Genomic DNA, 25,091 nt, shown 5'->3' with positions numbered 1-25,091 from the left:
TTACAGACTCAGTTGCTGATACACAAGCAATGGTTTACAGACTTTCTATACACAAGCAATGTTTTTTCTATTGTAATTACTAGGTATCCTTTCGATACATCCTATTGATATTATGTTAGACACAGTCAACCATTAAAAATTTATGGTTCTATAATATTTGGTGTGGGTAATAAACTCACACCATTTAATTTGCATAAAAAAATGAGACAGATTTCCAATATCCTGATACAATTAATAACGACGAAATCACTAATGAAAGGATTGGAAATATGTCTCAATACAATTGTATCGTAAAAGTACTAAATTTAAAAGATGAAAATATTTCTTTTAATGAAAACTTTTACTCAGAAGAAATTATTAAGGGTGTTAGATCACAAATCTATTATGGAACTCTCACATATCAGCCTCAATATTGTTATTCATGTGGTTGTGTATTTGATAACCAGTTTGAAAAGCATGGCTTTAAGACATCTACAATAACTTTACCTAAAGTATCTAATATGAATGCTTATTTAAAACTTAGAAAACAACGTTATAAATGTCATCATTGTAATAGTACCTTTACTCTCAAGACATCTATTGTTAATCAGCATTGTTATATATCTAATAATACTAAAGTAGCTGTTGCTCTTGCAGCTTCTAATAAGATTTCTGAGTGTGATTTAGCCAAAGAACATAATGTATCACATTCCACTGTAAATCGTGTTATAAACAGTTTCTATGAAGTGCATAAGCCTAATTATAATTATTTACCTGAACAACTTTGTTTTGATGAATTTAAATCAGTTAAATCATCAGTAGGGGCTATGTCTTTTCTTTTTTGTGATGCTCATAATGGAAGCATAATTGATATCGTTGAAGATAGACGCTTAAATTCATTAATCAAATATTTCCAACGATACACTAAAAAAGCAAGGAGAAGTGTAAAATTAATCGTTATCGACATGTACAAGCCCTACATTCAACTTATAAAGATGCTCTTTCCTAACGCTAAAATAGTTATGGATAAATTCCATATTATTCAATTAATCTCTCGCTCATTAAATAAAACTAGAGTTAGAATTATGAATCAAGATAAAAAGAACTACAATAAGTTTAAACGTTATTGGAAGCTTATATTGAAAGATCGGGCTAAATTAGACATCAAAAATTATAGAAAAGTTTATTGTTTTAAACAAATGATGTGTGAAGAAGATATTGTAAATTATTTACTAGATCAAAGTAAGGAACTTAGAGATACATATGAACTATATCAGGACCTTTTACATAGTATTAAAAACAAAAATCCAGAACTCTTTACAACTACTCTTGATCAAATTGAACAAGAATACCCAAACATATCAGCTTATATGAAAACATCAGTTAAATCTATTCGTAAGAATAAATCCTATATTCTAAATCTAATGTCTACTAATTATACAAATGGTGTAATTGAAGGTATAAATAATAAAATAAAAGTTATCAAGCGTATAGCTTTTGGTTATAGAAGCTATCATCATTTTAAACTACGAATTCTCATTTCTCATGGAATGGGAATAATGAAAAAAGGACTAAGCCATTCAGCTTAATCCTCGTAATTGATTTAATGTCAGTTTATTGGGTATTCTCTACCCACACTACTTGACAAAGAGCCAAATTTATAACAAAAAAAGCCCGATTAAGGCTTTATTAATTATAAAATGGTGGTTCGGGGCAGAATCGAACTGCCGACACAAGGATTTTCAGTCCTTTGCTCTACCGACTGAGCTACCGAACCATATGGCGGTCTCGACGGGAATTGAACCCGCGATCTCCTGCGTGACAGGCAGGCATGTTAACCGCTACACCACGAGACCATTTGGTTGCGGGGGCAGGATTTGAACCTGCGACCTCCGGGTTATGAGCCCGACGAGCTACCAGACTGCTCTACCCCGCGATGATAAATATCTAATTTTAATGGCGGAGGAAAAGGGATTCGAACCCTTGCGGCGCTTTCACGCCCTGTCGGTTTTCAAGACCGATCCCTTCAGCCGGACTTGGGTATTCCTCCGCTATGAAATTATACTGGTGGACCCACCAGGACTCGAACCTGGGACCGACCGGTTATGAGCCGGTAGCTCTAACCAACTGAGCTATGGGTCCAGAAAGATGTATGGTAGCGGCGAAGGGAATCGAACCCTTAACCTCACGGGTATGAACCGTACGCTCTAGCCAATTGAGCTACACCGCCAAAATATGGTGCCTAGGACCGGGGTCGAACCGGTACGGGATTTAACTCCCGCAGGATTTTAAGTCCTGTGCGTCTACCTATTCCGCCACCCAGGCAATTAGGATGGTGTCCTGCAGAGGATTCGAACCTCTGACCCTTTGATTAAAAGTCAAATGCTCTACCGACTGAGCTAGCAGGACAAATATGGCTGGGCTAGCTGGATTCGAACCAGCGAGTGACGGAGTCAAAGTCCGTTGCCTTACCGCTTGGCTATAGCCCAAGGTTTTTTATGGGGCGACTAGTGGGAATCGAACCCACGTGTGTCGGAGCCACAATCCGATGCGTTAACCCCTTCGCCATAGCCGCCATAATTATTAAGAAAAGTGGCAGGGGTGGCAGGAATTGAACCCACACTAACGGTTTTGGAGACCGCTGTTCTACCTTTAAACTACACCCCTAAAAATGGTGGAGAGGGACGGTTTCGAACCGCCGAACCCGTTGGGAGCAGATTTACAGTCTGCCGCGTTTAGCCACTTCGCTACCTCTCCAAGGCATGGTGCCGACTACAGGAATTGAACCCGTAACCTACTGATTACAAGTCAGTTGCTCTACCTATTGAGCTAAGTCGGCAAATTAAATTTTAATGGTGGAGATTGACGGGCTCGAACCGCCGACCCTCTGCTTGTAAGGCAGATGCTCTCCCAACTGAGCTAAACCTCCATAATGGTGACCTGTACGGGATTTGAACCCGTGAATGCATGCGTGAAAGGCATGTGTGTTAAACCGCTTCACCAACAGGCCGTTATTTAGTGGCGCCCCAACTAGGACTTGAACCTAGGACCCCATGATTAACAGTCATGTGCTCTAACCAACTGAGCTATTGAGGCACTTTTTAGCCTAGCAGCGACCTACTTTCGCGTGAACTATCATCGGCGCTATAGAGCTTAACTTCTGTGTTCGGGATGAGAACAGGTGTTTCCTCTATGCTATTACCACTAGACTATGTTTTTTCTTTGAGATTGATCTCTCAAAACTAGATAATGTAAGTAATTATATCATACTTGTATGATAATATTCGTATTTATTTAGGTTAAGTCCTCGAACTATTAGTATCAGTCAGCTACATGTGTTACCACACTTACACTTCTGACCTATCAACCTTGTAGTCTTCAAGGGTTCTTACTTCTTAAAAGAATGGGAAATCTCATCTTGAGGGGGCTTCACGCTTAGATGCTTTCAGCGTTTATCCCTTCCATACTTAGCTACCCAGCTATGCTCCTGGCGGAACAACTGGTACACCATCGGTATGTCCATCCCGGTCCTCTCGTACTAAGGACAGCTCCTCTCAAATTTCCTACGCCCACGACGGATAGGGACCGAACTGTCTCACGACGTTCTGAACCCAGCTCGCGTACCGCTTTAATGGGCGAACAGCCCAACCCTTGGGACCGACTTCAGCCCCAGGATGCGATGAGCCGACATCGAGGTGCCAAACCACATCGTCGATGTGAACTCTTGGATGTGATCAGCCTGTTATCCCCGGGGTAGCTTTTATCCGTTGAGCGACGGCCCTTCCATTCGGCACCGCCGGATCACTAAGCCCGACTTTCGTCCCTGTTCGACCTGTATGTCTCACAGTCAAGCTCCCTTATGCCTTTGCACTCTTCAAATGATTTCCAACCATTCTGAGGGAACCTTTGGGCGCCTCCGTTACTCTTTAGGAGGCGACCGCCCCAGTCAAACTGCCAGCCTGACACTGTCCCCCATCCCGATTATGGATGTAGGTTAGAATTTCAGTGCAACAAGGGTAGTATCCCAACGTCGACTCCTCCAAGACTAGCGTCCTGGATTCACAGTCTCCTACCTATCCTGTACATGTTACACCGAAACTCAATATCAAGTTACAGTAAAGCTCCACGGGGTCTTTCCGTCCTGTCGCGGGTAACCTGCATCTTCACAGGTACTATGATTTCACCGAGTCCACCGTTGAGACAGTGCCCAAATCGTTACGCCTTTCGTGCGGGTCAGAACTTACCTGACAAGGAATTTCGCTACCTTAGGACCGTTATAGTTACGGCCGCCGTTTACTGGGGCTTCAGTTCGATGCTTCGTTTCCTAACATTTCCCCTTAACCTTCCAGCACCGGGCAGGCGTCAGCCCCTATACTTCACCTTTCGGTTTAGCAGAGACCTATGTTTTTGTTAAACAGTCGCTTGGGCCTTTTCACTGCGGCTTGCTTTTACACAAGCACCCCTTCTCCCTAAGTTACGGGGTCATTTTGCCGAGTTCCTTAACGATGGTTCTCTCGCGCGTCTTAGGATTCTCTCCTCGCCTACCTGTGTCGGTTTACGGTACGGGCACCATAATAATTAACCCTAGAAGTTTTTCTCGGAAGCTTGACATCAGGTGCTTCACATCATTCTGCTATCTTTCACAGCTTGACATTAGCGTATAGCGGATTTGCCTTCTATACTGTCTTACTGTTTAGACCCACTCTTCCATCCGTGGGCTCACCTTAGCCTTCTCCGTCACTCCATCAGTTATTATGGTGGTACTGGAATCTCTACCAGTTGTCCATCGGCTACGCCTTTCGGCCTCACCTTAGGTCCCGACTTACCCAGAGCGGACGAGCCTTCCTCTGGAAACCTTAGGCTTTCGACGGATAGGATTCTCACCTATCTTCTCGCTACTTACACCGGCATTCTCACTTCTAACATCTCCACTAGTCCTCACGATCTAGCTTCTCCGTTGTTAGAACGCTCCCCTACCATCCCATTGGATCCGCAGTTTCGGTAAAACGTTTAGCCCCGGTACATTTTCGGCGCAGAGTCACTCGACTAGTGAGCTATTACGCACTCTTTGAATGGTGGCTGCTTCTAAGCCAACATCCTAGTTGTCTATGTGTCTCCACATCCTTTTCCACTTAACGTTTATTTTGGGACCTTAACTGGCGGTCTGGGCTGTTTCCCTTTTGACCATGGACCTTATCACCCACAGTCTGACTCCCGTTTATACTTATCTGGCATTCGGAGTTTGATTACATTCAGTACCTCGAGGTGAGGCCATCGTATATTCAGTGCTCTACCTCCAGTAAGCTCTTTAACGAGGCTAGCCCTAAAGCTATTTCGGGGAGAACCAGCTATATCCGAGTTCGATTGGAATTTCACCCCTAGCCACATGTCATCCGGGCCTTTTTCAACAGACTACGGTTCGGGCCTCCAGTTGGTTTTACCCAACCTTCACCCTGCACATGGCTAGCTCACTCGGTTTCGGGTCTACGACATAATACTATTCGCCCTATTAAGACTCGCTTTCGCTTCGGCTCCGGGTTCTTCCCTTAACCTTGCACTATATCGTAACTCGCCGGTTCATTCTACAAAAGGCACGCCATCACCCTTTAACGGGCTCTGACTATTTGTAGGCACACGGTTTCAGGTTCTATTTCACTCCCCTCCCGGGGTTCTTTTCACCTTTCCCTCACGGTACTGGTTCACTATCGGTCACTAGGTAGTATTTAGCCTTACGAGATGGTCCTCGCGATTTCCGACCGGATTCCTCGTGTCCGGCCGTACTCAGGATCCCACTTAGTCTAATCTAGTATTTCAACTACAGGACTCTCACCTTCTTTGGTTGACTTTCCCACGTCATTCGTCTATACTACATTAATCCTGTTTTTGTGGTCCTATTACCCCATGTTGCCATGGTTTGGGCTCTTTCCCTTTCGCTCGCCGCTACTTAGGAAATCGATTTTTCTTTCTTTTCCTCCAGGTACTTAGATGTTTCAGTTCCCTGGGTATGCCTCCTGCTACCCTATCTTTTCAGGTAGCGGTTATAGGATATTACTCCTATAGGGTTTCCCCATTCGGATATCACCAGATCTGCTTACTTACAGCTCCCTGATGCGTTTCGCCGTTAGTTGCGTCCTTCTTCGGCTCCTAGTGCCTAGGCATCCTCCGTGCGCCCTTATTAACTTAACCTAATAATTCTAAATAAATTTCTTTATTTAGTTACGCGCTTGTTCTTTGCTTAAGCTTTGTTTCGCAAACACTGCTGTTGTGTTTACTTTCTTACATTATCCAGTTTTCAAAGATCAATTTCTTTTTAGCTTATTGATTATATCATTTCCTAATTCATTGTCAACCAATAAATTTTTCCATATAGGATTATAGGAAATAAAAAGTCTTTGGTGGAGCCTAGGGGATTCGAACCCCTGACCTCCTGCGTGCAAGGCAGGCGCTCTCCCAGCTAAGCTAAGGCCCCACTTTTTTTATCTACACGCTTTTTTATGGTGGGCCTGAATAGAATCGAACTATCGACCTCACGCTTATCAGGCGTGCGCTCTAACCATCTGAGCTACAGGCCCATCCTATTAGGGCTTCTTTTGAGAGTTTCATCTCTCAAAACTAAACAGAACTTTTGATTCAAGTTAAACCTTTGTGTGCTTTTTCTTTTTATTCTTTCTCCTTAGAAAGGAGGTGATCCATCCCCACGTTCCCGTAGGGATACCTTGTTACGACTTCACCCCAATCATCTGTCCCACCTTAGACGGCTCCCTCCTATAAATAGGTTAGGCCACCGGCTTCGGGTGTTACAAACTCTCATGGTGTGACGGGCGGTGTGTACAAGACCCGGGAACGTATTCACCGCGACATGCTGATTCGCGATTACTAGCGATTCCGACTTCATGTAGTCGAGTTGCAGACTACAATCTGAACTGAGATTAGTTTTTTGAGGTTTGCTTCACGTCTCCGCTTCGCTTCTCTTTGTTCTAACCATTGTAGCACGTGTGTAGCCCAGGCCATAAGGGGCATGATGATTTGACGTCATCCCCACCTTCCTCCAGTTTGTCACTGGCAGTCTCGTTAGAGTCCTCAACTTAATGTTAGCAACTAACAACAAGGGTTGCGCTCGTTGCGGGACTTAACCCAACATCTCACGACACGAGCTGACGACAACCATGCACCACCTGTCTCCAATGTCCAAAAGGAAAGGTATATCTCTATACCGGTCATTGGGATGTCAAGGCCTGGTAAGGTTCTTCGCGTTGCGTCGAATTAAACCACATGCTCCACCGCTTGTGCGGGTCCCCGTCAATTCCTTTGAGTTTCAGTCTTGCGACCGTACTTCCCAGGCGGAGTACTTAATGCGTTAACTTCAGCACCGAGGTCTCCCCCGACACTTAGTACTCATCGTTTACGGCGTGGACTACCAGGGTATCTAATCCTGTTTGCTACCCACGCTTTCGTGCCTCAGCGTCAGACACAGGCCAGAAGGCCGCCTTCGCCACCGGTGTTCCTCCACATATCTACGCATTTCACCGCTACACGTGGAATTCCACCTTCCTCTCCTGTACTCAAGTCTACCAGTTTCCAATCACCCTCCATGGTTAAGCCATGGGCTTTCAAATCAGACTTAATAGACCGCCTACGCACGCTTTACGCCCAATAATTCCGGACAACGCTCGCCACCTACGTATTACCGCGGCTGCTGGCACGTAGTTAGCCGTGGCTTTCTCATTAGGTACCGTCACTTCTTAGCCATTTCCTGCTAAGTTCTTTCTTCCCTAATAACAGAGCTTTACAATCCGAAGACCTTCTTCACTCACGCGGCATTGCTCGGTCAGACTTTCGTCCATTGCCGAAGATTCCCTACTGCTGCCTCCCGTAGGAGTCTGGGCCGTGTCTCAGTCCCAGTGTGGCCGTTCACCCTCTCAGGTCGGCTACGCATCGTCGCCTTGGTAGGCCTTTACCCTACCAACTAGCTAATGCGCCGCAAGCCCATCTATCAGTGATGCTTTAAGGCATCTTTAAATATAAAATCATTGATTCTATATCCTATCCAGTATTAGCTACCGTTTCCAGTAGTTATCCTCGTCTCATAGGTTGGTTACTTACGTGTTACTCACCCGTTCGCCACTAACACTAAAAGTGTTCGTTCGACTTGCATGTATTAGGCATGCCGCCAGCGTTCGTCCTGAGCCAGGATCAAACTCTCCAAATAATTTATTAATTAATATAATTAATTTCATTGGTTTTTTTGATTCTGTACTCAAAGGTTTTAACTTGTTCGTTTATTCAACGTTCTGTTTAGTTTTCAAAGATCTACTCACAATTACGCCATATTATCATATCACTTATGCGCAATTTTGTCAACTTTTTTGTTTAATTTTATTTCATTTAAAATGAAAATTAAACTGTTTAACAAATACAAATTTTATCATTAATTGACCTCATTGTCAATAAAGATTTTCAGAAAATTTGTTTTGTCGAAACCTGACGACAGAAATAGATTTTATCATTTTCAATTCGAAATGTCAACATCCTTTTACAAACAATTTTTAATTATTTGATTTAAAGGCGAATACGATTTTAACATCTGTATTACCTTTTGTCAACTGCTAATATTTAGAAGTTTTTTTTGTTTGTATCAAGCATCAGGAATTAAGATTTTATCACTAATCTACTACTAAATCAACCACTTATTTTTTCCATTTATAATGGATAAAATAGTAAAATAGAATGCAAATTAAAAATTATACACTATTTCATATTATTTAGTTTTTATAATTTTGATAATTATATACGTCTAGATAAACAATTAAAAATAAAAGATAGGTTTATATTTTAACCTATCTCTTAATATATTATGATAATTTATTTCGTGTTATTCTTATAACTGATAATCCATAAAATACAAATCCAATTATAATTAATGAAATAATCATAAACATCCAACCTAGTTCAGTATCACCAATAAATAATTTAATACCCCAAGCTTCTTGATATTTGTTTGTAGCTATACTGTTTGCTTGTCCAAACACATTATTTATTGGTTTGTCAGTAAATATTCTCCTTAACATACTAGCACTATAACTAACTGGAAAAAGTGAAATAATCGTTTTCGCGAAATTTGGTAAAGCTCCTGGTGGTACATAAATTCCAGCTAAAAATCCAATTAAAGTTCCTACAATAGAACTGAATGTTCCAAATGCATTAGAAGTTTTAATAAAAGAAGTAATATAAAACAATATCGCAGAAAATGATATAACAGATAAAGTTATGATTAATAACGTTTGAATTATCTCAATAAAAGAAAGCATTTCTCCACCTTGCATTACAATATAAAACTCAACCATAAAAAATCCAAGAACAGAAAGCACAAATGTCAATATCCATGATGAAATAATATATCCTAAAACAATTTGATAACGTTTAATTGGAGACGAAAGGAAATCATTATTTTTCTTGTACTCTATATCAGTAACAATAATTCCATAGGTACCTAATGTAGTTGTTACTGTATTAACACTTATTAACCCAGCCATAATCCAAGAATTGACTAACCAGGCTATATCTTTATCAATTATAGTTATACCTGCAGGTGGATTCATTAAATTTTTTATGTTATCTACTTGTACCTCGCCTAAAAATAAAGCATATAATCCGATAATAATTATAATTGAAAGGAATGAGAAAAAAACAGCTGTTCTATTTCTCAAAAAAACTTTTAAATTTCTTTTTACTAAAGCGAATATAACATTCATCCTATCACCCCTTATCTTATCTCTCTACCTGTAATATTGATAAATACATCATCCATATTACCTCTTATCACTTCAAAACTAATGATATCATTTTCATGATTTTTAAGAATACCTAAGGCATCCATACTATCTTTAACTCGAATTTCAATCACATCATTTTTAACCTTATGCTCGCGCTCTATACTTTTTACTAATTGATCCATATTTTTTGGAATAATACGTAATCTATCATAACTATATTTTAATCGTAATTGATCTGGGGTATTATGGGCAACAATAACTCCATTATCAATTATAACAACTTCATCAGCTGAAACAGCCTCTTCCATGTAATGGGTTGTTAAAAAAATAGTCATATTTGTCTCTTTTTGGAGTTGAGCAATCGTTTCCCACACTTTAATTCTTGTTTGTGGATCTAATCCAGTGGTCGGTTCATCCATAAAAAGTAATTTAGGTTTATTAATTAATGCCCTAGCAATATCTGCACGTCTTTTCTGTCCACCTGATAGTTTACCGTATTGTCGATCTAAAAAATCTGTGATTCCAACAATATCTGATATTTCACTTAATCTATCATTAAATTCTTTTTTGGATAGATTATAAAAGGTTGATCTAATTTGTAAATTTTCTCTTACTGTTAACAAATCATCAAGAATTGATTCTTGATAAACAACCCCAATCATATCTCTTATTTCATCATTTTCTTTTCCTACTTTATAATCACCGACTTTAATTGATCCTGAAGTTTTTTCAAGTGTTGTACAAATCATTTTTATAGTCGTTGACTTTCCTGCACCATTAGGACCAAGAAATGCGAAAAAAGAACCCTTCTTAACATTAAAAGTGATATCATTAACTGCAACAATATCCCCGTAGTTTTTTATTAAATTTTTAATTTCAATGATGTTCTCCATTTTTTCACCTAATTTCTAACAATTGATATAAAAATATTACCTTATATCAACATAGATGTCAAATATTGTAATAAAAAAAGAACCAAAATTAATGATTCTTTTATTGTTAAATTATATATAAAAAATGGTGCGGGTGAAGGGACTCGAACCCTTACGTACAAAGACGCTAGATCCTAAGTCTAGTGCGTCTGCCAATTCCGCCACACCCGCATTTATAAAAATGGTGTCCTGCAGAGGATTCGAACCTCTGACCCTTTGATTAAAAGTCAAATGCTCTACCGACTGAGCTAGCAGGACACAAATAAATGGTGGAGATTGACGGGCTCGAACCGCCGACCCTCTGCTTGTAAGGCAGATGCTCTCCCAACTGAGCTAAACCTCCAATATGAAAAAAAAGAATAGCCTAGCAGCGACCTACTTTCGCGTGAACTATCATCAGCGCTATAGAGCTTAACTTCTGTGTTCGGGATGGGAACAGGTGTTTCCTCTATGCTATTACCACTAGACTATGTTTTTTTCTTTGAGATTGATCTCTCAAAACTAGATAATGTAAGTAATTATATCATACTTGTATGATAATATTCGTATTTATTTAGGTTAAGTCCTCGAACTATTAGTATCAGTCAGCTACATGTGTTACCACACTTACACTTCTGACCTATCAACCTTGTAGTCTTCAAGGGTTCTTACTTCTTAAAAGAATGGGAAATCTCATCTTGAGGGGGCTTCACGCTTAGATGCTTTCAGCGTTTATCCCTTCCATACTTAGCTACCCAGCTATGCTCCTGGCGGAACAACTGGTACACCATCGGTATGTCCATCCCGGTCCTCTCGTACTAAGGACAGCTCCTCTCAAATTTCCTACGCCCACGACGGATAGGGACCGAACTGTCTCACGACGTTCTGAACCCAGCTCGCGTACCGCTTTAATGGGCGAACAGCCCAACCCTTGGGACCGACTTCAGCCCCAGGATGCGATGAGCCGACATCGAGGTGCCAAACCACATCGTCGATGTGAACTCTTGGATGTGATCAGCCTGTTATCCCCGGGGTAGCTTTTATCCGTTGAGCGACGGCCCTTCCATTCGGCACCGCCGGATCACTAAGCCCGACTTTCGTCCCTGTTCGACCTGTATGTCTCACAGTCAAGCTCCCTTATGCCTTTGCACTCTTCAAATGATTTCCAACCATTCTGAGGGAACCTTTGGGCGCCTCCGTTACTCTTTAGGAGGCGACCGCCCCAGTCAAACTGCCAGCCTGACACTGTCCCCCATCCCGATTATGGATGTAGGTTAGAATTTCAGTGCAACAAGGGTAGTATCCCAACGTCGACTCCTCCAAGACTAGCGTCCTGGATTCACAGTCTCCTACCTATCCTGTACATGTTACACCGAAACTCAATATCAAGTTACAGTAAAGCTCCACGGGGTCTTTCCGTCCTGTCGCGGGTAACCTGCATCTTCACAGGTACTATGATTTCACCGAGTCCACCGTTGAGACAGTGCCCAAATCGTTACGCCTTTCGTGCGGGTCAGAACTTACCTGACAAGGAATTTCGCTACCTTAGGACCGTTATAGTTACGGCCGCCGTTTACTGGGGCTTCAGTTCGATGCTTCGTTTCCTAACATTTCCCCTTAACCTTCCAGCACCGGGCAGGCGTCAGCCCCTATACTTCACCTTTCGGTTTAGCAGAGACCTATGTTTTTGTTAAACAGTCGCTTGGGCCTTTTCACTGCGGCTTGCTTTTACACAAGCACCCCTTCTCCCTAAGTTACGGGGTCATTTTGCCGAGTTCCTTAACGATGGTTCTCTCGCGCGTCTTAGGATTCTCTCCTCGCCTACCTGTGTCGGTTTACGGTACGGGCACCATAATAATTAACCCTAGAAGTTTTTCTCGGAAGCTTGACATCAGGTGCTTCACATCATTCTGCTATCTTTCACAGCTTGACATTAGCGTATAGCGGATTTGCCTTCTATACTGTCTTACTGTTTAGACCCACTCTTCCATCCGTGGGCTCACCTTAGCCTTCTCCGTCACTCCATCAGTTATTATGGTGGTACTGGAATCTCTACCAGTTGTCCATCGGCTACGCCTTTCGGCCTCACCTTAGGTCCCGACTTACCCAGAGCGGACGAGCCTTCCTCTGGAAACCTTAGGCTTTCGACGGATAGGATTCTCACCTATCTTCTCGCTACTTACACCGGCATTCTCACTTCTAACATCTCCACTAGTCCTCACGATCTAGCTTCTCCGTTGTTAGAACGCTCCCCTACCATCCCATTGGATCCGCAGTTTCGGTAAAACGTTTAGCCCCGGTACATTTTCGGCGCAGAGTCACTCGACTAGTGAGCTATTACGCACTCTTTGAATGGTGGCTGCTTCTAAGCCAACATCCTAGTTGTCTATGTGTCTCCACATCCTTTTCCACTTAACGTTTATTTTGGGACCTTAACTGGCGGTCTGGGCTGTTTCCCTTTTGACCATGGACCTTATCACCCACAGTCTGACTCCCGTTTATACTTATCTGGCATTCGGAGTTTGATTACATTCAGTACCTCGAGGTGAGGCCATCGTATATTCAGTGCTCTACCTCCAGTAAGCTCTTTAACGAGGCTAGCCCTAAAGCTATTTCGGGGAGAACCAGCTATATCCGAGTTCGATTGGAATTTCACCCCTAGCCACATGTCATCCGGGCCTTTTTCAACAGACTACGGTTCGGGCTCCAGTTGGTTTTACCCAACCTTCACCCTGCACATGGCTAGCTCACTCGGTTTCGGGTCTACGACATAATACTATTCGCCCTATTAAGACTCGCTTTCGCTTCGGCTCCGGGTTCTTCCCTTAACCTTGCACTATATCGTAACTCGCCGGTTCATTCTACAAAAGGCACGCCATCACCCTTTAACGGGCTCTGACTATTTGTAGGCACACGGTTTCAGGTTCTATTTCACTCCCCTCCCGGGGTTCTTTTCACCTTTCCCTCACGGTACTGGTTCACTATCGGTCACTAGGTAGTATTTAGCCTTACGAGATGGTCCTCGCGATTTCCGACCGGATTCCTCGTGTCCGGCCGTACTCAGGATCCCACTTAGTCTAATCTAGTATTTCAACTACAGGACTCTCACCTTCTTTGGTTGACTTTCCCACGTCATTCGTCTATACTACATTAATCCTGTTTTTGTGGTCCTATTACCCCATGTTGCCATGGTTTGGGCTCTTTCCCTTTCGCTCGCCGCTACTTAGGAAATCGATTTTTCTTTCTTTTCCTCCAGGTACTTAGATGTTTCAGTTCCCTGGGTATGCCTCCTGCTACCCTATCTTTTCAGGTAGCGGTTATAGGATATTACTCCTATAGGGTTTCCCCATTCGGATATCACCAGATCTGCTTACTTACAGCTCCCTGATGCGTTTCGCCGTTAGTTGCGTCCTTCTTCGGCTCCTAGTGCCTAGGCATCCTCCGTGCGCCCTTATTAACTTAACCTAATAATTCTAAATAAATTTCTTTATTTAGTTACGCGCTTGTTCTTTGCTTAAGCTTTGTTTCGCAAACACTGCTGTTGTGTTTACTTTCTTACATTATCCAGTTTTCAAAGATCAATTTCTTTTTAGCTTATTGATTATATCATTTCCTAATTCATTGTCAACCAATAAATTTTTCCATATAGGATTATAGGAAATAAAAAGTCTTTGGTGGAGCCTAGGGGATTCGAACCCCTGACCTCCTGCGTGCAAGGCAGGCGCTCTCCCAGCTAAGCTAAGGCCCCACTTTTTTTATCTACACGCTTTTTTATGGTGGGCCTGAATAGAATCGAACTATCGACCTCACGCTTATCAGGCGTGCGCTCTAACCATCTGAGCTACAGGCCCATCCTATTAGGGCTTCTTTTGAGAGTTTCATCTCTCAAAACTAAACAGAACTTTTGATTCAAGTTAAACCTTTGTGTGCTTTTTCTTTTTATTCTTTCTCCTTAGAAAGGAGGTGATCCATCCCCACGTTCCCGTAGGGATACCTTGTTACGACTTCACCCCAATCATCTGTCCCACCTTAGACGGCTCCCTCCTATAAATAGGTTAGGCCACCGGCTTCGGGTGTTACAAACTCTCATGGTGTGACGGGCGGTGTGTACAAGACCCGGGAACGTATTCACCGCGACATGCTGATTCGCGATTACTAGCGATTCCGACTTCATGTAGTCGAGTTGCAGACTACAATCTGAACTGAGATTAGTTTTTTGAGGTTTGCTTCACGTCTCCGCTTCGCTTCTCTTTGTTCTAACCATTGTAGCACGTGTGTAGCCCAGGCCATAAGGGGCATGATGATTTGACGTCATCCCCACCTTCCTCCAGTTTGTCACTGGCAGTCTCGTTAGAGTCCTCAACTTAATGTTAGCAACTAACAACAAGGGTTGCGCTCGTTGCGGGACTTAACCCAACATCTCACGACACGAGCTGACGACAACCATGCACCACCTGTCTCCAATGTCCAAAAGGAAAGGTATATCTCTATACCGGTCATTGGGATGTCAAGGCCTGGTAAGGTTCTTCGCGTTGCGTCGAATTAAACCACATGCTCCACCGCTTGTGCGGGTCCCCGTCAATTCCTTTGAGTTTCAGTCTTGCGACCGTACTTCCCAGGCGGAGTACTTAATGCGTTAACTTCAGCACCGAGGTCTCCCCCGACACTTAGTACTCATCGTTTACGGCGTGGACTACCAGGGTATCTAATCCTGTTTGCTACCCACGCTTTCGTGCCTCAGCGTCAGACACAGGCCAGAAGGCCGCCTTCGCCACCGGTGTTCCTCCACATATCTACGCATTTCACCGCTACACGTGGAATTCCACCTTCCTCTCCTGTACTCAAGTCTACCAGTTTCCAATCACCCTCCATGGTTAAGCCATGGGCTTTCAAATCAGACTTAATAGACCGCCTACGCACGCTTTACGCCCAATAATTCCGGACAACGCTCGCCACCTACGTATTACCGCGGCTGCTGGCACGTAGTTAGCCGTGGCTTTCTCATTAGGTACCGTCACTTCTTAGCCATTTCCTGCTAAGTTCTTTCTTCCCTAATAACAGAGCTTTACAATCCGAAGACCTTCTTCACTCACGCGGCATTGCTCGGTCAGACTTTCGTCCATTGCCGAAGATTCCCTACTGCTGCCTCCCGTAGGAGTCTGGGCCGTGTCTCAGTCCCAGTGTGGCCGTTCACCCTCTCAGGTCGGCTACGCATCGTCGCCTTGGTAGGCCTTTACCCTACCAACTAGCTAATGCGCCGCAAGCCCATCTATCAGTGATGCTTTAAGGCATCTTTAAATATAAAATCATTGATTCTATATCCTATCCAGTATTAGCTACCGTTTCCAGTAGTTATCCTCGTCTCATAGGTTGGTTACTTACGTGTTACTCACCCGTTCGCCACTAACACTAAAAGTGTTCGTTCGACTTGCATGTATTAGGCATGCCGCCAGCGTTCGTCCTGAGCCAGGATCAAACTCTCCAAATAATTTATTAATTAATATAATTAATTTCATTGGCTTTTTGATTCTGTACTCAAAGGTTTTAACTTGTTCGTTTATTCAACGTTCTGTTTAGTTTTCAAAGATCTACTCACAATTACGCCATATTATCATATCACTTATGCGCAATTTTGTCAACTTTTTTGTTTAATTTTATTTTGTCGTTTTACCGACGACAATATAAGATTTTATCACTTGTTTCCCTCATTGTCAACAACTTTATTCATTTATTTTTTATGTTGTTTTAACATCGGGATTTAAGATTCTATCACTGTTTTATTATTTAGTCAACTACTTGTTTTTTCCAACTTCGTTAATCTAAATTTTTGAAACAGGAAGATAGATTGTATCACTTATATCCTATCCTGTCAACAACTTTACTCATTTATTTTCTTTGTTGTTTCAGTATCAGGATTTAAGATTCTATCACTGTTTTATTACTTAGTCAACCACTTGTTTTTTCCAATTTCATTGATCTAAATTTTTAAAACAGCGAGATAGATTGTATCATTTATATCCCATCCTGTCAACATCTTTACTCATTTATTTTCTTTGTTGTTTTAACATCAGGATTTAAGATTCTACCACTGTTTTATTACTTAGTCAACCACTTGTTTTTTCCAATAAAGAAATAGATATGTTTTAATCAAAGTAGAAAAATTGCAATAAAACTCTATTTGTATAATAGTTATTCTATAATTTTATCATAATCTATTCAAAAAGCACTACCTTATAGATAGCACCTCTATACTAAATATGACTTATTTTGTATATATAACAATTACTATATACTCTTATAGTACAGATGATTGAGTTGAAGTATTTGAAATCATATATACCTACATATAGTCTAGACTTCTTAGTATGTCCAATGTCTTCATATCTTTAGATGACCATAAAAGAGATTCACCTTCATATGGATTATCAATTTTTCTGTCTAATTTAATTAACTGATAATTTTGGATTAACATATCTGTGTATTCTTTTAGTTTCATCTTTAGTGTAGTTTTCCTCACTAGTTCTATACTCTTAATAATATTCAATATACCTCCATATGTGTCTATAAGTGATGTAGCTGTTTTTGGTCCCACTGTTGGAACACCTTTTATATTATCAGATTTATCTCCAACTAAACATTTATAATCAGCAAAATAGTTCGGATAAATACCAAACTTTTCATATACCATTTCTCGATTATAAACGATAGATTTTTTCCCTCTATACACAAATAAATTTACATTTTCATCAACAAGTTGCATAAAATCGGTATCTCCAGATAATATGTAAACTTTATGCGTATTCTTATATGAATTGACATAGCTTGTAATGTGATCATCCGCTTCATTACCATTAAACGATTCAAAGTGCTTAATACGTAGATAATCCAAAACTATATAAATATCATTCAACTGAGAAAATGGATTATCATCAGTAGGAACATCTGTATAGTCTACTCTATTACCTTTGTATTCAGGGTTTAGTTGATTCCTATCACTACCGTTTTCACTATCAAAAACAACTACAATTTCAGTAGGTCTTGTCATATTTATAACTTTTAACAAAGCCCCCGTAAATCCAATAATTGCGTGTACAGATTTTCCGTTTTTTCCAATTATTCTCGACGGCATACCGTAAAACATTTTAAAAAGTAAATGATGTCCATCTACAACCAGCAAGGTTTTCATATCATCACATCCTATGAAGATTATAACACACATAAACAAAAAAAGGGACTACCTATAATAGATAGCACCTTGGTATACTAAATCTGGTGCGGGTGAAGGGACTCGAACCCTTACGTACAAAGACGCTAGATCCTAAGTCTAGTGCGTCTGCCAATTCCGCCACACCCGCATTTATAAAAATGGTAACCGTATTCATCATACCATAACTTATTTTTTTTGCAAATATTTTTATCCAAAATTTTTTAATATCTCATTAGAAAGGTTCTATAATATTTGGTGTGGGTAATAAACTCACACCATTTAATTTGCATAAAAAAATGAGACAGATTTCCAATATCCTGATACAATTAATAACGACGAAATCACTAATGAAAGGATTGGAAATATGTCTCAATACAATTGTATCGTAAAAGTACTAAATTTAAAAGATGAAAATATTTCTTTTAATGAAAACTTTTACTCAGAAGAAATTATTAAGGGTGTTAGATCACAAATCTATTATGGAACTCTCACATATCAGCCTCAATATTGTTATTCATGTGGTTGTGTATTTGATAACCAGTTTGAAAAGCATGGCTTTAAGACATCTACAATAACTTTACCTAAAGTATCTAATATGAATGCTTATTTAAAACTTAAAAAACAACGTTATAAATGTCATCATTGTAATAGTACCTTTACTCTCAAGACATCTATTGTTAATCAGCATTGTTATATATCTAATAATACTAAAGTAGCTGTTGCTCTTGCAGCTTCTAATAAGATTTCTGAATGTGATTTAGCCAAAGAACATAATGTATCACATTCCACTGTAAATCGTGTTATAAACAGTTTCTATGAAGTGCATAAGCCTAATTATAATTATTTACCTGAACAACTTTGTTTTGATGAATTTAAATCAGTTAAATCATCAGTAGGGGCTATGTCTTTTCTTTTTGTGATGCTCATAATGGAAGCATAATTGATATCGTTGAACATAGACGCTTAAATTCATTAATCAAATATTTCCAACGATACACTAAAAAAGCAAGGAGAAGTGTAAAATTAATCGTTATCGACATGTACAAGCCCTACATTCAACTTATAAAGATGCTCTTTCCTAACGCTAAAATAGTTATGGATAAATTCCATATTATTCAATTAATCTCTCGCTCATTAAATAAAACTAGAGTTAGAATTATGAATCAAGATAAAAAGAACTACAATAAGTTTAAACGTTATTGGAAGCTTATATTGAAAGATCGGGCTAAATTAGACATCAAAAATTATAGAAAAGTTTATTGTTTTAAACAAATGATGTGTGAAGAAGATATTGTAAATTATTTACTAGATCAAAGTAATGAACTTAGAGATACATATGAACTATATCAGGACCTTTTACATAGTATTAAAAACAAAAATCCAGAACTCTTTACAACTACTCTTGATCAAATTGAACAAGAATACCCAAACATATCAGCTTATATGAAAACATCAGTTAAATCTATTCGTAAGAATAAATCCTATATTCTAAATCTAATGTCTACTAATTATACAAATGGTGTAATTGAAGGTATAAATAATAAAATTAATGTTATCAAGCATATAGCTTTTGGTTATAGAAGCTATCATCATTTTAAACTACGAATTCTCATTTCTCATGGAATGGGAACAATGAAAAGAGGACTAAGTCATTCAGCTTAATCCTCGTAATTGATTTAATGTCAGTTTATTGGATATTCTCTACCCACACTACTTGACAAAGAGCCATTAGAAATAAAAAAAACCATCATTACGATGGATACTTTTTAAATGGTGGAGATTGACGGGCTCGAACCGCCGACCCTCTGCTTGTAAGGCAGATGCTCTCCCAACTGAGCTAAACCTCCAATATGAAAAAAAAGAATAGCCTAGCAGCGACCTACTTTCGCGTGAACTATCATCGGCGCTATAGAGCTTAACTTCTGTGTTCGGGATGGGAACAGGTGTTTCCTCTATGCTATTACCACTAGACTATGTTTTTTTCTTTGAGATTGATCTCTCAAAACTAGATAATGTAAGTAATTATATATTTTAGGTTAAGTCCTCGAACTATTAGTATCAGTCAGCTACATGTGTTACCACACTTACACTTCTGACCTATCAACCTTGTAGTCTTCAAGGGTTCTTACTTCTTAAAAGAATGGGAAATCTCATCTTGAGGGGGGCTTCACGCTTAGATGCTTTCAGCGTTTATCCCTTCCATACTTAGCTACCCAGCTATGCTCCTGGCGGAACAACTGGTACACCATCGGTATGTCCATCCCGGTCCTCTCGTACTAAGGACAGCTCCTCTCAAATTTCCTACGCCCACGACGGATAGGGACCGAACTGTCTCACGACGTTCTGAACCCAGCTCGCGTACCGCTTTAATGGGCGAACAGCCCAACCCTTGGGACCGACTTCAGCCCCAGGATGCGATGAGCCGACATCGAGGTGCCAAACCACATCGTCGATGTGAACTCTTGGATGTGATCAGCCTGTTATCCCCGGGGTAGCTTTTATCCGTTGAGCGACGGCCCTTCCATTCGGCACCGCCGGATCACTAAGCCCGACTTTCGTCCCTGTTCGACCTGTATGTCTCACAGTCAAGCTCCCTTATGCCTTTGCACTCTTCAAATGATTTCCAACCATTCTGAGGGAACCTTTGGGCGCCTCCGTTACTCTTTAGGAGGCGACCGCCCCAGTCAAACTGCCAGCCTGACACTGTCCCCCATCCCGATTATGGATGTAGGTTAGAATTTCAGTGCAACAAGGGTAGTATCCCAACGTCGACTCCTCCAAGACTAGCGTCCTGGATTCACAGTCTCCTACCTATCCTGTACATGTTACACCGAAACTCAATATCAAGTTACAGTAAAGCTCCACGGGGTCTTTCCGTCCTGTCGCGGGTAACCTGCATCTTCACAGGTACTATGATTTCACCGAGTCCACCGTTGAGACAGTGCCCAAATCGTTACGCCTTTCGTGCGGGTCAGAACTTACCTGACAAGGAATTTCGCTACCTTAGGACCGTTATAGTTACGGCCGCCGTTTACTGGGGCTTCAGTTCGATGCTTCGTTTCCTAACATTTCCCCTTAACCTTCCAGCACCGGGCAGGCGTCAGCCCCTATACTTCACCTTTCGGTTTAGCAGAGACCTATGTTTTTGTTAAACAGTCGCTTGGGCCTTTTCACTGCGGCTTGCTTTTACACAAGCACCCCTTCTCCCTAAGTTACGGGGTCATTTTGCCGAGTTCCTTAACGATGGTTCTCTCGCGCGTCTTAGGATTCTCTCCTCGCCTACCTGTGTCGGTTTACGGTACGGGCACCATAATAATTAACCCTAGAAGTTTTTCTCGGAAGCTTGACATCAGGTGCTTCACATCATTCTGCTATCTTTCACAGCTTGACATTAGCGTATAGCGGATTTGCCTTCTATACTGTCTTACTGTTTAGACCCACTCTTCCATCCGTGGGCTCACCTTAGCCTTCTCCGTCACTCCATCAGTTATTATGGTGGTACTGGAATCTCTACCAGTTGTCCATCGGCTACGCCTTTCGGCCTCACCTTAGGTCCCGACTTACCCAGAGCGGACGAGCCTTCCTCTGGAAACCTTAGGCTTTCGACGGATAGGATTCTCACCTATCTTCTCGCTACTTACACCGGCATTCTCACTTCTAACATCTCCACTAGTCCTCACGATCTAGCTTCTCCGTTGTTAGAACGCTCCCCTACCATCCCATTGGATCCGCAGTTTCGGTAAAACGTTTAGCCCCGGTACATTTTCGGCGCAGAGTCACTCGACTAGTGAGCTATTACGCACTCTTTGAATGGTGGCTGCTTCTAAGCCAACATCCTAGTTGTCTATGTGTCTCCACATCCTTTTCCACTTAACGTTTATTTTGGGACCTTAACTGGCGGTCTGGGCTGTTTCCCTTTTGACCATGGACCTTATCACCCACAGTCTGACTCCCGTTTATACTTATCTGGCATTCGGAGTTTGATTACATTCAGTACCTCGAGGTGAGGCCATCGTATATTCAGTGCTCTACCTCCAGTAAGCTCTTTAACGAGGCTAGCCCTAAAGCTATTTCGGGGAGAACCAGCTATATCCGAGTTCGATTGGAATTTCACCCCTAGCCACATGTCATCCGGGCCTTTTTCAACAGACTACGGTTCGGGCTCCAGTTGGTTTTACCCAACCTTCACCCTGCACATGGCTAGCTCACTCGGTTTCGGGTCTACGACATAATACTATTCGCCCTATTAAGACTCGCTTTCGCTTCGGCTCCGGGTTCTTCCCTTAACCTTGCACTATATCGTAACTCGCCGGTTCATTCTACAAAAGGCACGCCATCACCCTTTAACGGGCTCTGACTATTTGTAGGCACACGGTTTCAGGTTCTATTTCACTCCCCTCCCGGGGTTCTTTTCACCTTTCCCTCACGGTACTGGTTCACTATCGGTCACTAGGTAGTATTTAGCCTTACGAGATGGTCCTCGCGATTTCCGACCGGATTCCTCGTGTCCGGCCGTACTCAGGATCCCACTTAGTCTAATCTAGTATTTCAACTACAGGACTCTCACCTTCTTTGGTTGACTTTCCCACGTCATTCGTCTATACTACATTAATCCTGTTTTTGTGGTCCTATTACCCCATGTTGCCATGGTTTGGGCTCTTTCCCTTTCGCTCGCCGCTACTTAGGAAATCGATTTTTCTTTCTTTTCCTCCAGGTACTTAGATGTTTCAGTTCCCTGGGTATGCCTCCTGCTACCCTATCTTTTCAGGTAGCGGTTATAGGATATTACTCCTATAGGGTTTCCCCATTCGGATATCACCAGATCTGCTTACTTACAGCTCCCTGATGCGTTTCGCCGTTAGTTGCGTCCTTCTTCGGCTCCTAGTGCCTAGGCATCCTCCGTGCGCCCTTATTAACTTAACCTAATAATTCTAAATAAATTTCTTTATTTAGTTACGCGCTTGTTCTTTGCTTAAGCTTTGTTTCGCAAACACTGCTGTTGTGTTTACTTTCTTACATTATCCAGTTTTCAAAGATCAATTTCTTTTTTTTTCTAAAAAAAAATAAAAACTTGAGAGTATTATCTCTCAAAACTAAACAGAACTTTTGATTCAAGTTAAACCTTTGTGTGCTTTTTCTTTTTATTCTTTCTCCTTAGAAAGGAGGTGATCCATCCCCACGTTCCCGTAGGGATACCTTGTTACGACTTCACCCCAATCATCTGTCCCACCTTAGACGGCTCCCTCCTATAAATAGGTTAGGCCACCGGCTTCGGGTGTTACAAACTCTCATGGTGTGACGGGCGGTGTGTACAAGACCCGGGAACGTATTCACCGCGACATGCTGATTCGCGATTACTAGCGATTCCGACTTCATGTAGTCGAGTTGCAGACTACAATCTGAACTGAGATTAGTTTTTTGAGGTTTGCTTCACGTCTCCGCTTCGCTTCTCTTTGTTCTAACCATTGTAGCACGTGTGTAGCCCAGGCCATAAGGGGCATGATGATTTGACGTCATCCCCACCTTCCTCCAGTTTGTCACTGGCAGTCTCGTTAGAGTCCTCAACTTAATGTTAGCAACTAACAACAAGGGTTGCGCTCGTTGCGGGACTTAACCCAACATCTCACGACACGAGCTGACGACAACCATGCACCACCTGTCTCCAATGTCCAAAAGGAAAGGTATATCTCTATACCGGTCATTGGGATGTCAAGGCCTGGTAAGGTTCTTCGCGTTGCGTCGAATTAAACCACATGCTCCACCGCTTGTGCGGGTCCCCGTCAATTCCTTTGAGTTTCAGTCTTGCGACCGTACTTCCCAGGCGGAGTACTTAATGCGTTAACTTCAGCACCGAGGTCTCCCCCGACACTTAGTACTCATCGTTTACGGCGTGGACTACCAGGGTATCTAATCCTGTTTGCTACCCACGCTTTCGTGCCTCAGCGTCAGACACAGGCCAGAAGGCCGCCTTCGCCACCGGTGTTCCTCCACATATCTACGCATTTCACCGCTACACGTGGAATTCCACCTTCCTCTCCTGTACTCAAGTCTACCAGTTTCCAATCACCCTCCATGGTTAAGCCATGGGCTTTCAAATCAGACTTAATAGACCGCCTACGCACGCTTTACGCCCAATAATTCCGGACAACGCTCGCCACCTACGTATTACCGCGGCTGCTGGCACGTAGTTAGCCGTGGCTTTCTCATTAGGTACCGTCACTTCTTAGCCATTTCCTGCTAAGTTCTTTCTTCCCTAATAACAGAGCTTTACAATCCGAAGACCTTCTTCACTCACGCGGCATTGCTCGGTCAGACTTTCGTCCATTGCCGAAGATTCCCTACTGCTGCCTCCCGTAGGAGTCTGGGCCGTGTCTCAGTCCCAGTGTGGCCGTTCACCCTCTCAGGTCGGCTACGCATCGTCGCCTTGGTAGGCCTTTACCCTACCAACTAGCTAATGCGCCGCAAGCCCATCTATCAGTGATGCTTTAAGGCATCTTTAAATATAAAATCATTGATTCTATATCCTATCCAGTATTAGCTACCGTTTCCAGTAGTTATCCTCGTCTCATAGGTTGGTTACTTACGTGTTACTCACCCGTTCGCCACTAACACTAAAAGTGTTCGTTCGACTTGCATGTATTAGGCATGCCGCCAGCGTTCGTCCTGAGCCAGGATCAAACTCTCCAAATAATTTATTAATTAATATAATTAATTTCATTGGTTTTTTGATTCTGTACTCAAAGGTTTTAACTTGTTCGTTTATTCAACGTTCTGTTTAGTTTTCAAAGATCTACTCACAATTACGTTGTATTATTTGTACGTAATTATTTTGTCAACTATTAGATTCTATCATTTGTAGCCCTTATTGTCAACAACTTTTTACATTTATTTTTCTTGTTTCACAAGGGTAGATAGATTCTATCAGTTATATCACATCTTGTCAACAACCATTTTTTAGAAATAATATTGTTTAAAGATGAGTAATTAAGAATATAGCACTATGTTATAATTCCATCAACCACATCTAAAGGGTTAACTTCATTACGAAACAACGAAATAGATTTTACCACTAACATAGATGGTTGTCAACACTTTTTGTAAATTGAATTTTAATACAGAAATGTATTTTGATTGCATATTTCCATATTATCCATATTATGGATTAAATATACAGAAATCATTCAAAAATATAAAAAAAAGCAATATTCTTTTCGAATATTG

Annotated in this window: 4 protein-coding genes, 25 tRNA genes, 9 rRNA genes and 1 pseudogene; 2 read left to right on the top strand and 37 right to left on the bottom strand. The window is 41.5% G+C overall.

The genetic code is table 11. The features are described 5' to 3' along the window. Nucleotides 1–269: 269 nt before the first annotated feature. Nucleotides 270–1,568: an ISL3 family transposase gene (locus KHQ81_15340; GenBank protein QVK18142.1), complete on the top strand. Its 1,299-nt coding sequence runs from the start codon at nt 270–272 to the stop codon at nt 1,566–1,568. A gap of 112 nt (nt 1,569–1,680) precedes the next feature. On the opposite strand, the gene KHQ81_15335 is transcribed toward KHQ81_15340, so the two are convergent. From KHQ81_15335 to KHQ81_15175, 33 genes are all read right to left on the bottom strand, one after another. Beyond that, nucleotides 1,681–1,756 (bottom strand) — tRNA-Phe (locus KHQ81_15335). Between the two features lie 3 nt (nt 1,757–1,759). Next, nucleotides 1,760–1,835 (bottom strand) — tRNA-Asp (locus KHQ81_15330). 3 nt (nt 1,836–1,838) lie between these two features. Further along, nucleotides 1,839–1,915: transfer RNA gene (locus KHQ81_15325), tRNA-Met, on the bottom strand. Nucleotides 1,916–1,936: 21 nt separating this feature from the next. Next, nucleotides 1,937–2,029, bottom strand: a tRNA-Ser gene (locus KHQ81_15320). 15 nt (nt 2,030–2,044) lie between these two features. Then, nucleotides 2,045–2,121 (bottom strand) — tRNA-Ile (locus tag KHQ81_15315). An 11-nt stretch (nt 2,122–2,132) separates the two neighbouring features. Continuing rightward, nucleotides 2,133–2,209: transfer RNA gene (locus KHQ81_15310), tRNA-Met, on the bottom strand. A gap of 6 nt (nt 2,210–2,215) precedes the next feature. Next, a tRNA-Leu gene (locus KHQ81_15305) sits at nt 2,216–2,304 on the bottom strand. An 8-nt stretch (nt 2,305–2,312) separates the two neighbouring features. Continuing rightward, a tRNA-Lys gene (locus tag KHQ81_15300) sits at nt 2,313–2,388 on the bottom strand. Nucleotides 2,389–2,393: 5 nt separating this feature from the next. Next, nucleotides 2,394–2,468: transfer RNA gene (locus KHQ81_15295), tRNA-Gln, on the bottom strand. 10 nt (nt 2,469–2,478) lie between these two features. Continuing rightward, nucleotides 2,479–2,554: transfer RNA gene (locus KHQ81_15290), tRNA-His, on the bottom strand. 18 nt (nt 2,555–2,572) lie between these two features. Continuing rightward, nucleotides 2,573–2,646: transfer RNA gene (locus KHQ81_15285), tRNA-Trp, on the bottom strand. A 5-nt stretch (nt 2,647–2,651) separates the two neighbouring features. Continuing rightward, nucleotides 2,652–2,736: transfer RNA gene (locus KHQ81_15280), tRNA-Tyr, on the bottom strand. 6 nt (nt 2,737–2,742) lie between these two features. After that, a tRNA-Thr gene (locus tag KHQ81_15275) sits at nt 2,743–2,818 on the bottom strand. A gap of 14 nt (nt 2,819–2,832) precedes the next feature. Further along, a tRNA-Val gene (locus KHQ81_15270) sits at nt 2,833–2,908 on the bottom strand. Between the two features lie 4 nt (nt 2,909–2,912). Then, nucleotides 2,913–2,989 (bottom strand) — tRNA-Glu (locus tag KHQ81_15265). Nucleotides 2,990–2,998: 9 nt separating this feature from the next. Continuing rightward, a tRNA-Asn gene (locus KHQ81_15260) sits at nt 2,999–3,075 on the bottom strand. Nucleotides 3,076–3,083: 8 nt separating this feature from the next. Then, nucleotides 3,084–3,188 (bottom strand): 5S ribosomal RNA (gene rrf, locus KHQ81_15255). Between the two features lie 86 nt (nt 3,189–3,274). After that, a 23S ribosomal RNA gene (locus KHQ81_15250) occupies nt 3,275–6,165 on the bottom strand. Between the two features lie 207 nt (nt 6,166–6,372). Continuing rightward, nucleotides 6,373–6,448: transfer RNA gene (locus tag KHQ81_15245), tRNA-Ala, on the bottom strand. 26 nt (nt 6,449–6,474) lie between these two features. Next, a tRNA-Ile gene (locus KHQ81_15240) sits at nt 6,475–6,551 on the bottom strand. A gap of 105 nt (nt 6,552–6,656) precedes the next feature. Further along, nucleotides 6,657–8,188: ribosomal RNA gene (locus KHQ81_15235) — 16S ribosomal RNA — on the bottom strand. The 16S, 23S and 5S rRNA genes sit together here with 18 tRNA genes alongside, the layout of an rRNA operon. Before the next feature lie 643 nt (nt 8,189–8,831). Next, nucleotides 8,832–9,731 (bottom strand): ABC transporter permease, encoded by a 900-nt coding sequence (locus tag KHQ81_15230; GenBank protein ID QVK18141.1) that lies wholly within the window; start codon nt 9,729–9,731, stop codon nt 8,832–8,834. A gap of 11 nt (nt 9,732–9,742) precedes the next feature. Then, entirely contained in the window at nt 9,743–10,645 is a 903-nt protein-coding gene (locus KHQ81_15225; protein QVK18140.1) for an ABC transporter ATP-binding protein, read from the bottom strand. 125 nt (nt 10,646–10,770) lie between these two features. Further along, nucleotides 10,771–10,855, bottom strand: a tRNA-Leu gene (locus KHQ81_15220). Between the two features lie 11 nt (nt 10,856–10,866). Next, nucleotides 10,867–10,942, bottom strand: a tRNA-Lys gene (locus KHQ81_15215). A 9-nt stretch (nt 10,943–10,951) separates the two neighbouring features. Next, nucleotides 10,952–11,027 (bottom strand) — tRNA-Val (locus tag KHQ81_15210). Between the two features lie 19 nt (nt 11,028–11,046). Next, nucleotides 11,047–11,151, bottom strand: a 5S ribosomal RNA gene (gene rrf / locus KHQ81_15205). An 87-nt stretch (nt 11,152–11,238) separates the two neighbouring features. Next, nucleotides 11,239–14,128 (bottom strand): 23S ribosomal RNA (locus tag KHQ81_15200). Between the two features lie 207 nt (nt 14,129–14,335). Next, nucleotides 14,336–14,411: transfer RNA gene (locus KHQ81_15195), tRNA-Ala, on the bottom strand. 26 nt (nt 14,412–14,437) lie between these two features. Then, a tRNA-Ile gene (locus tag KHQ81_15190) sits at nt 14,438–14,514 on the bottom strand. Nucleotides 14,515–14,619: 105 nt separating this feature from the next. Then, nucleotides 14,620–16,151: ribosomal RNA gene (locus KHQ81_15185) — 16S ribosomal RNA — on the bottom strand. An 852-nt stretch (nt 16,152–17,003) separates the two neighbouring features. Continuing rightward, nucleotides 17,004–17,849 (bottom strand): flap endonuclease, encoded by an 846-nt coding sequence (locus tag KHQ81_15180; protein QVK18139.1) that lies wholly within the window; start codon nt 17,847–17,849, stop codon nt 17,004–17,006. 84 nt (nt 17,850–17,933) lie between these two features. Continuing rightward, nucleotides 17,934–18,018: transfer RNA gene (locus KHQ81_15175), tRNA-Leu, on the bottom strand. 216 nt (nt 18,019–18,234) lie between these two features. On the opposite strand from KHQ81_15175, the pseudogene KHQ81_15170 reads away from it, so the two are divergent. Beyond that, nucleotides 18,235–19,532: pseudogene (locus tag KHQ81_15170) on the top strand (ISL3 family transposase). A 109-nt stretch (nt 19,533–19,641) separates the two neighbouring features. On the opposite strand, the gene KHQ81_15165 reads toward KHQ81_15170, so the two are convergent. From KHQ81_15165 to KHQ81_15150, 4 genes are all read right to left on the bottom strand, one after another. After that, nucleotides 19,642–19,717 (bottom strand) — tRNA-Val (locus KHQ81_15165). 19 nt (nt 19,718–19,736) lie between these two features. Next, nucleotides 19,737–19,841 (bottom strand): 5S ribosomal RNA (gene rrf, locus KHQ81_15160). Nucleotides 19,842–19,902: 61 nt separating this feature from the next. Beyond that, nucleotides 19,903–22,793 (bottom strand): 23S ribosomal RNA (locus KHQ81_15155). Nucleotides 22,794–23,028: 235 nt separating this feature from the next. Then, nucleotides 23,029–24,560 (bottom strand): 16S ribosomal RNA (locus KHQ81_15150). Nucleotides 24,561–25,091: the final 531 nt, after the last annotated feature.

The organism is Mycoplasmatota bacterium (assembly GCA_018394295.1).
Classification (GTDB): domain Bacteria; phylum Bacillota_I; class Bacilli_A; order Haloplasmatales; family Haloplasmataceae; genus JAENYC01.
Note: the sequence above shows the minus strand (reverse complement) of the source record. Positions and strands in the feature narration are given on the sequence as shown.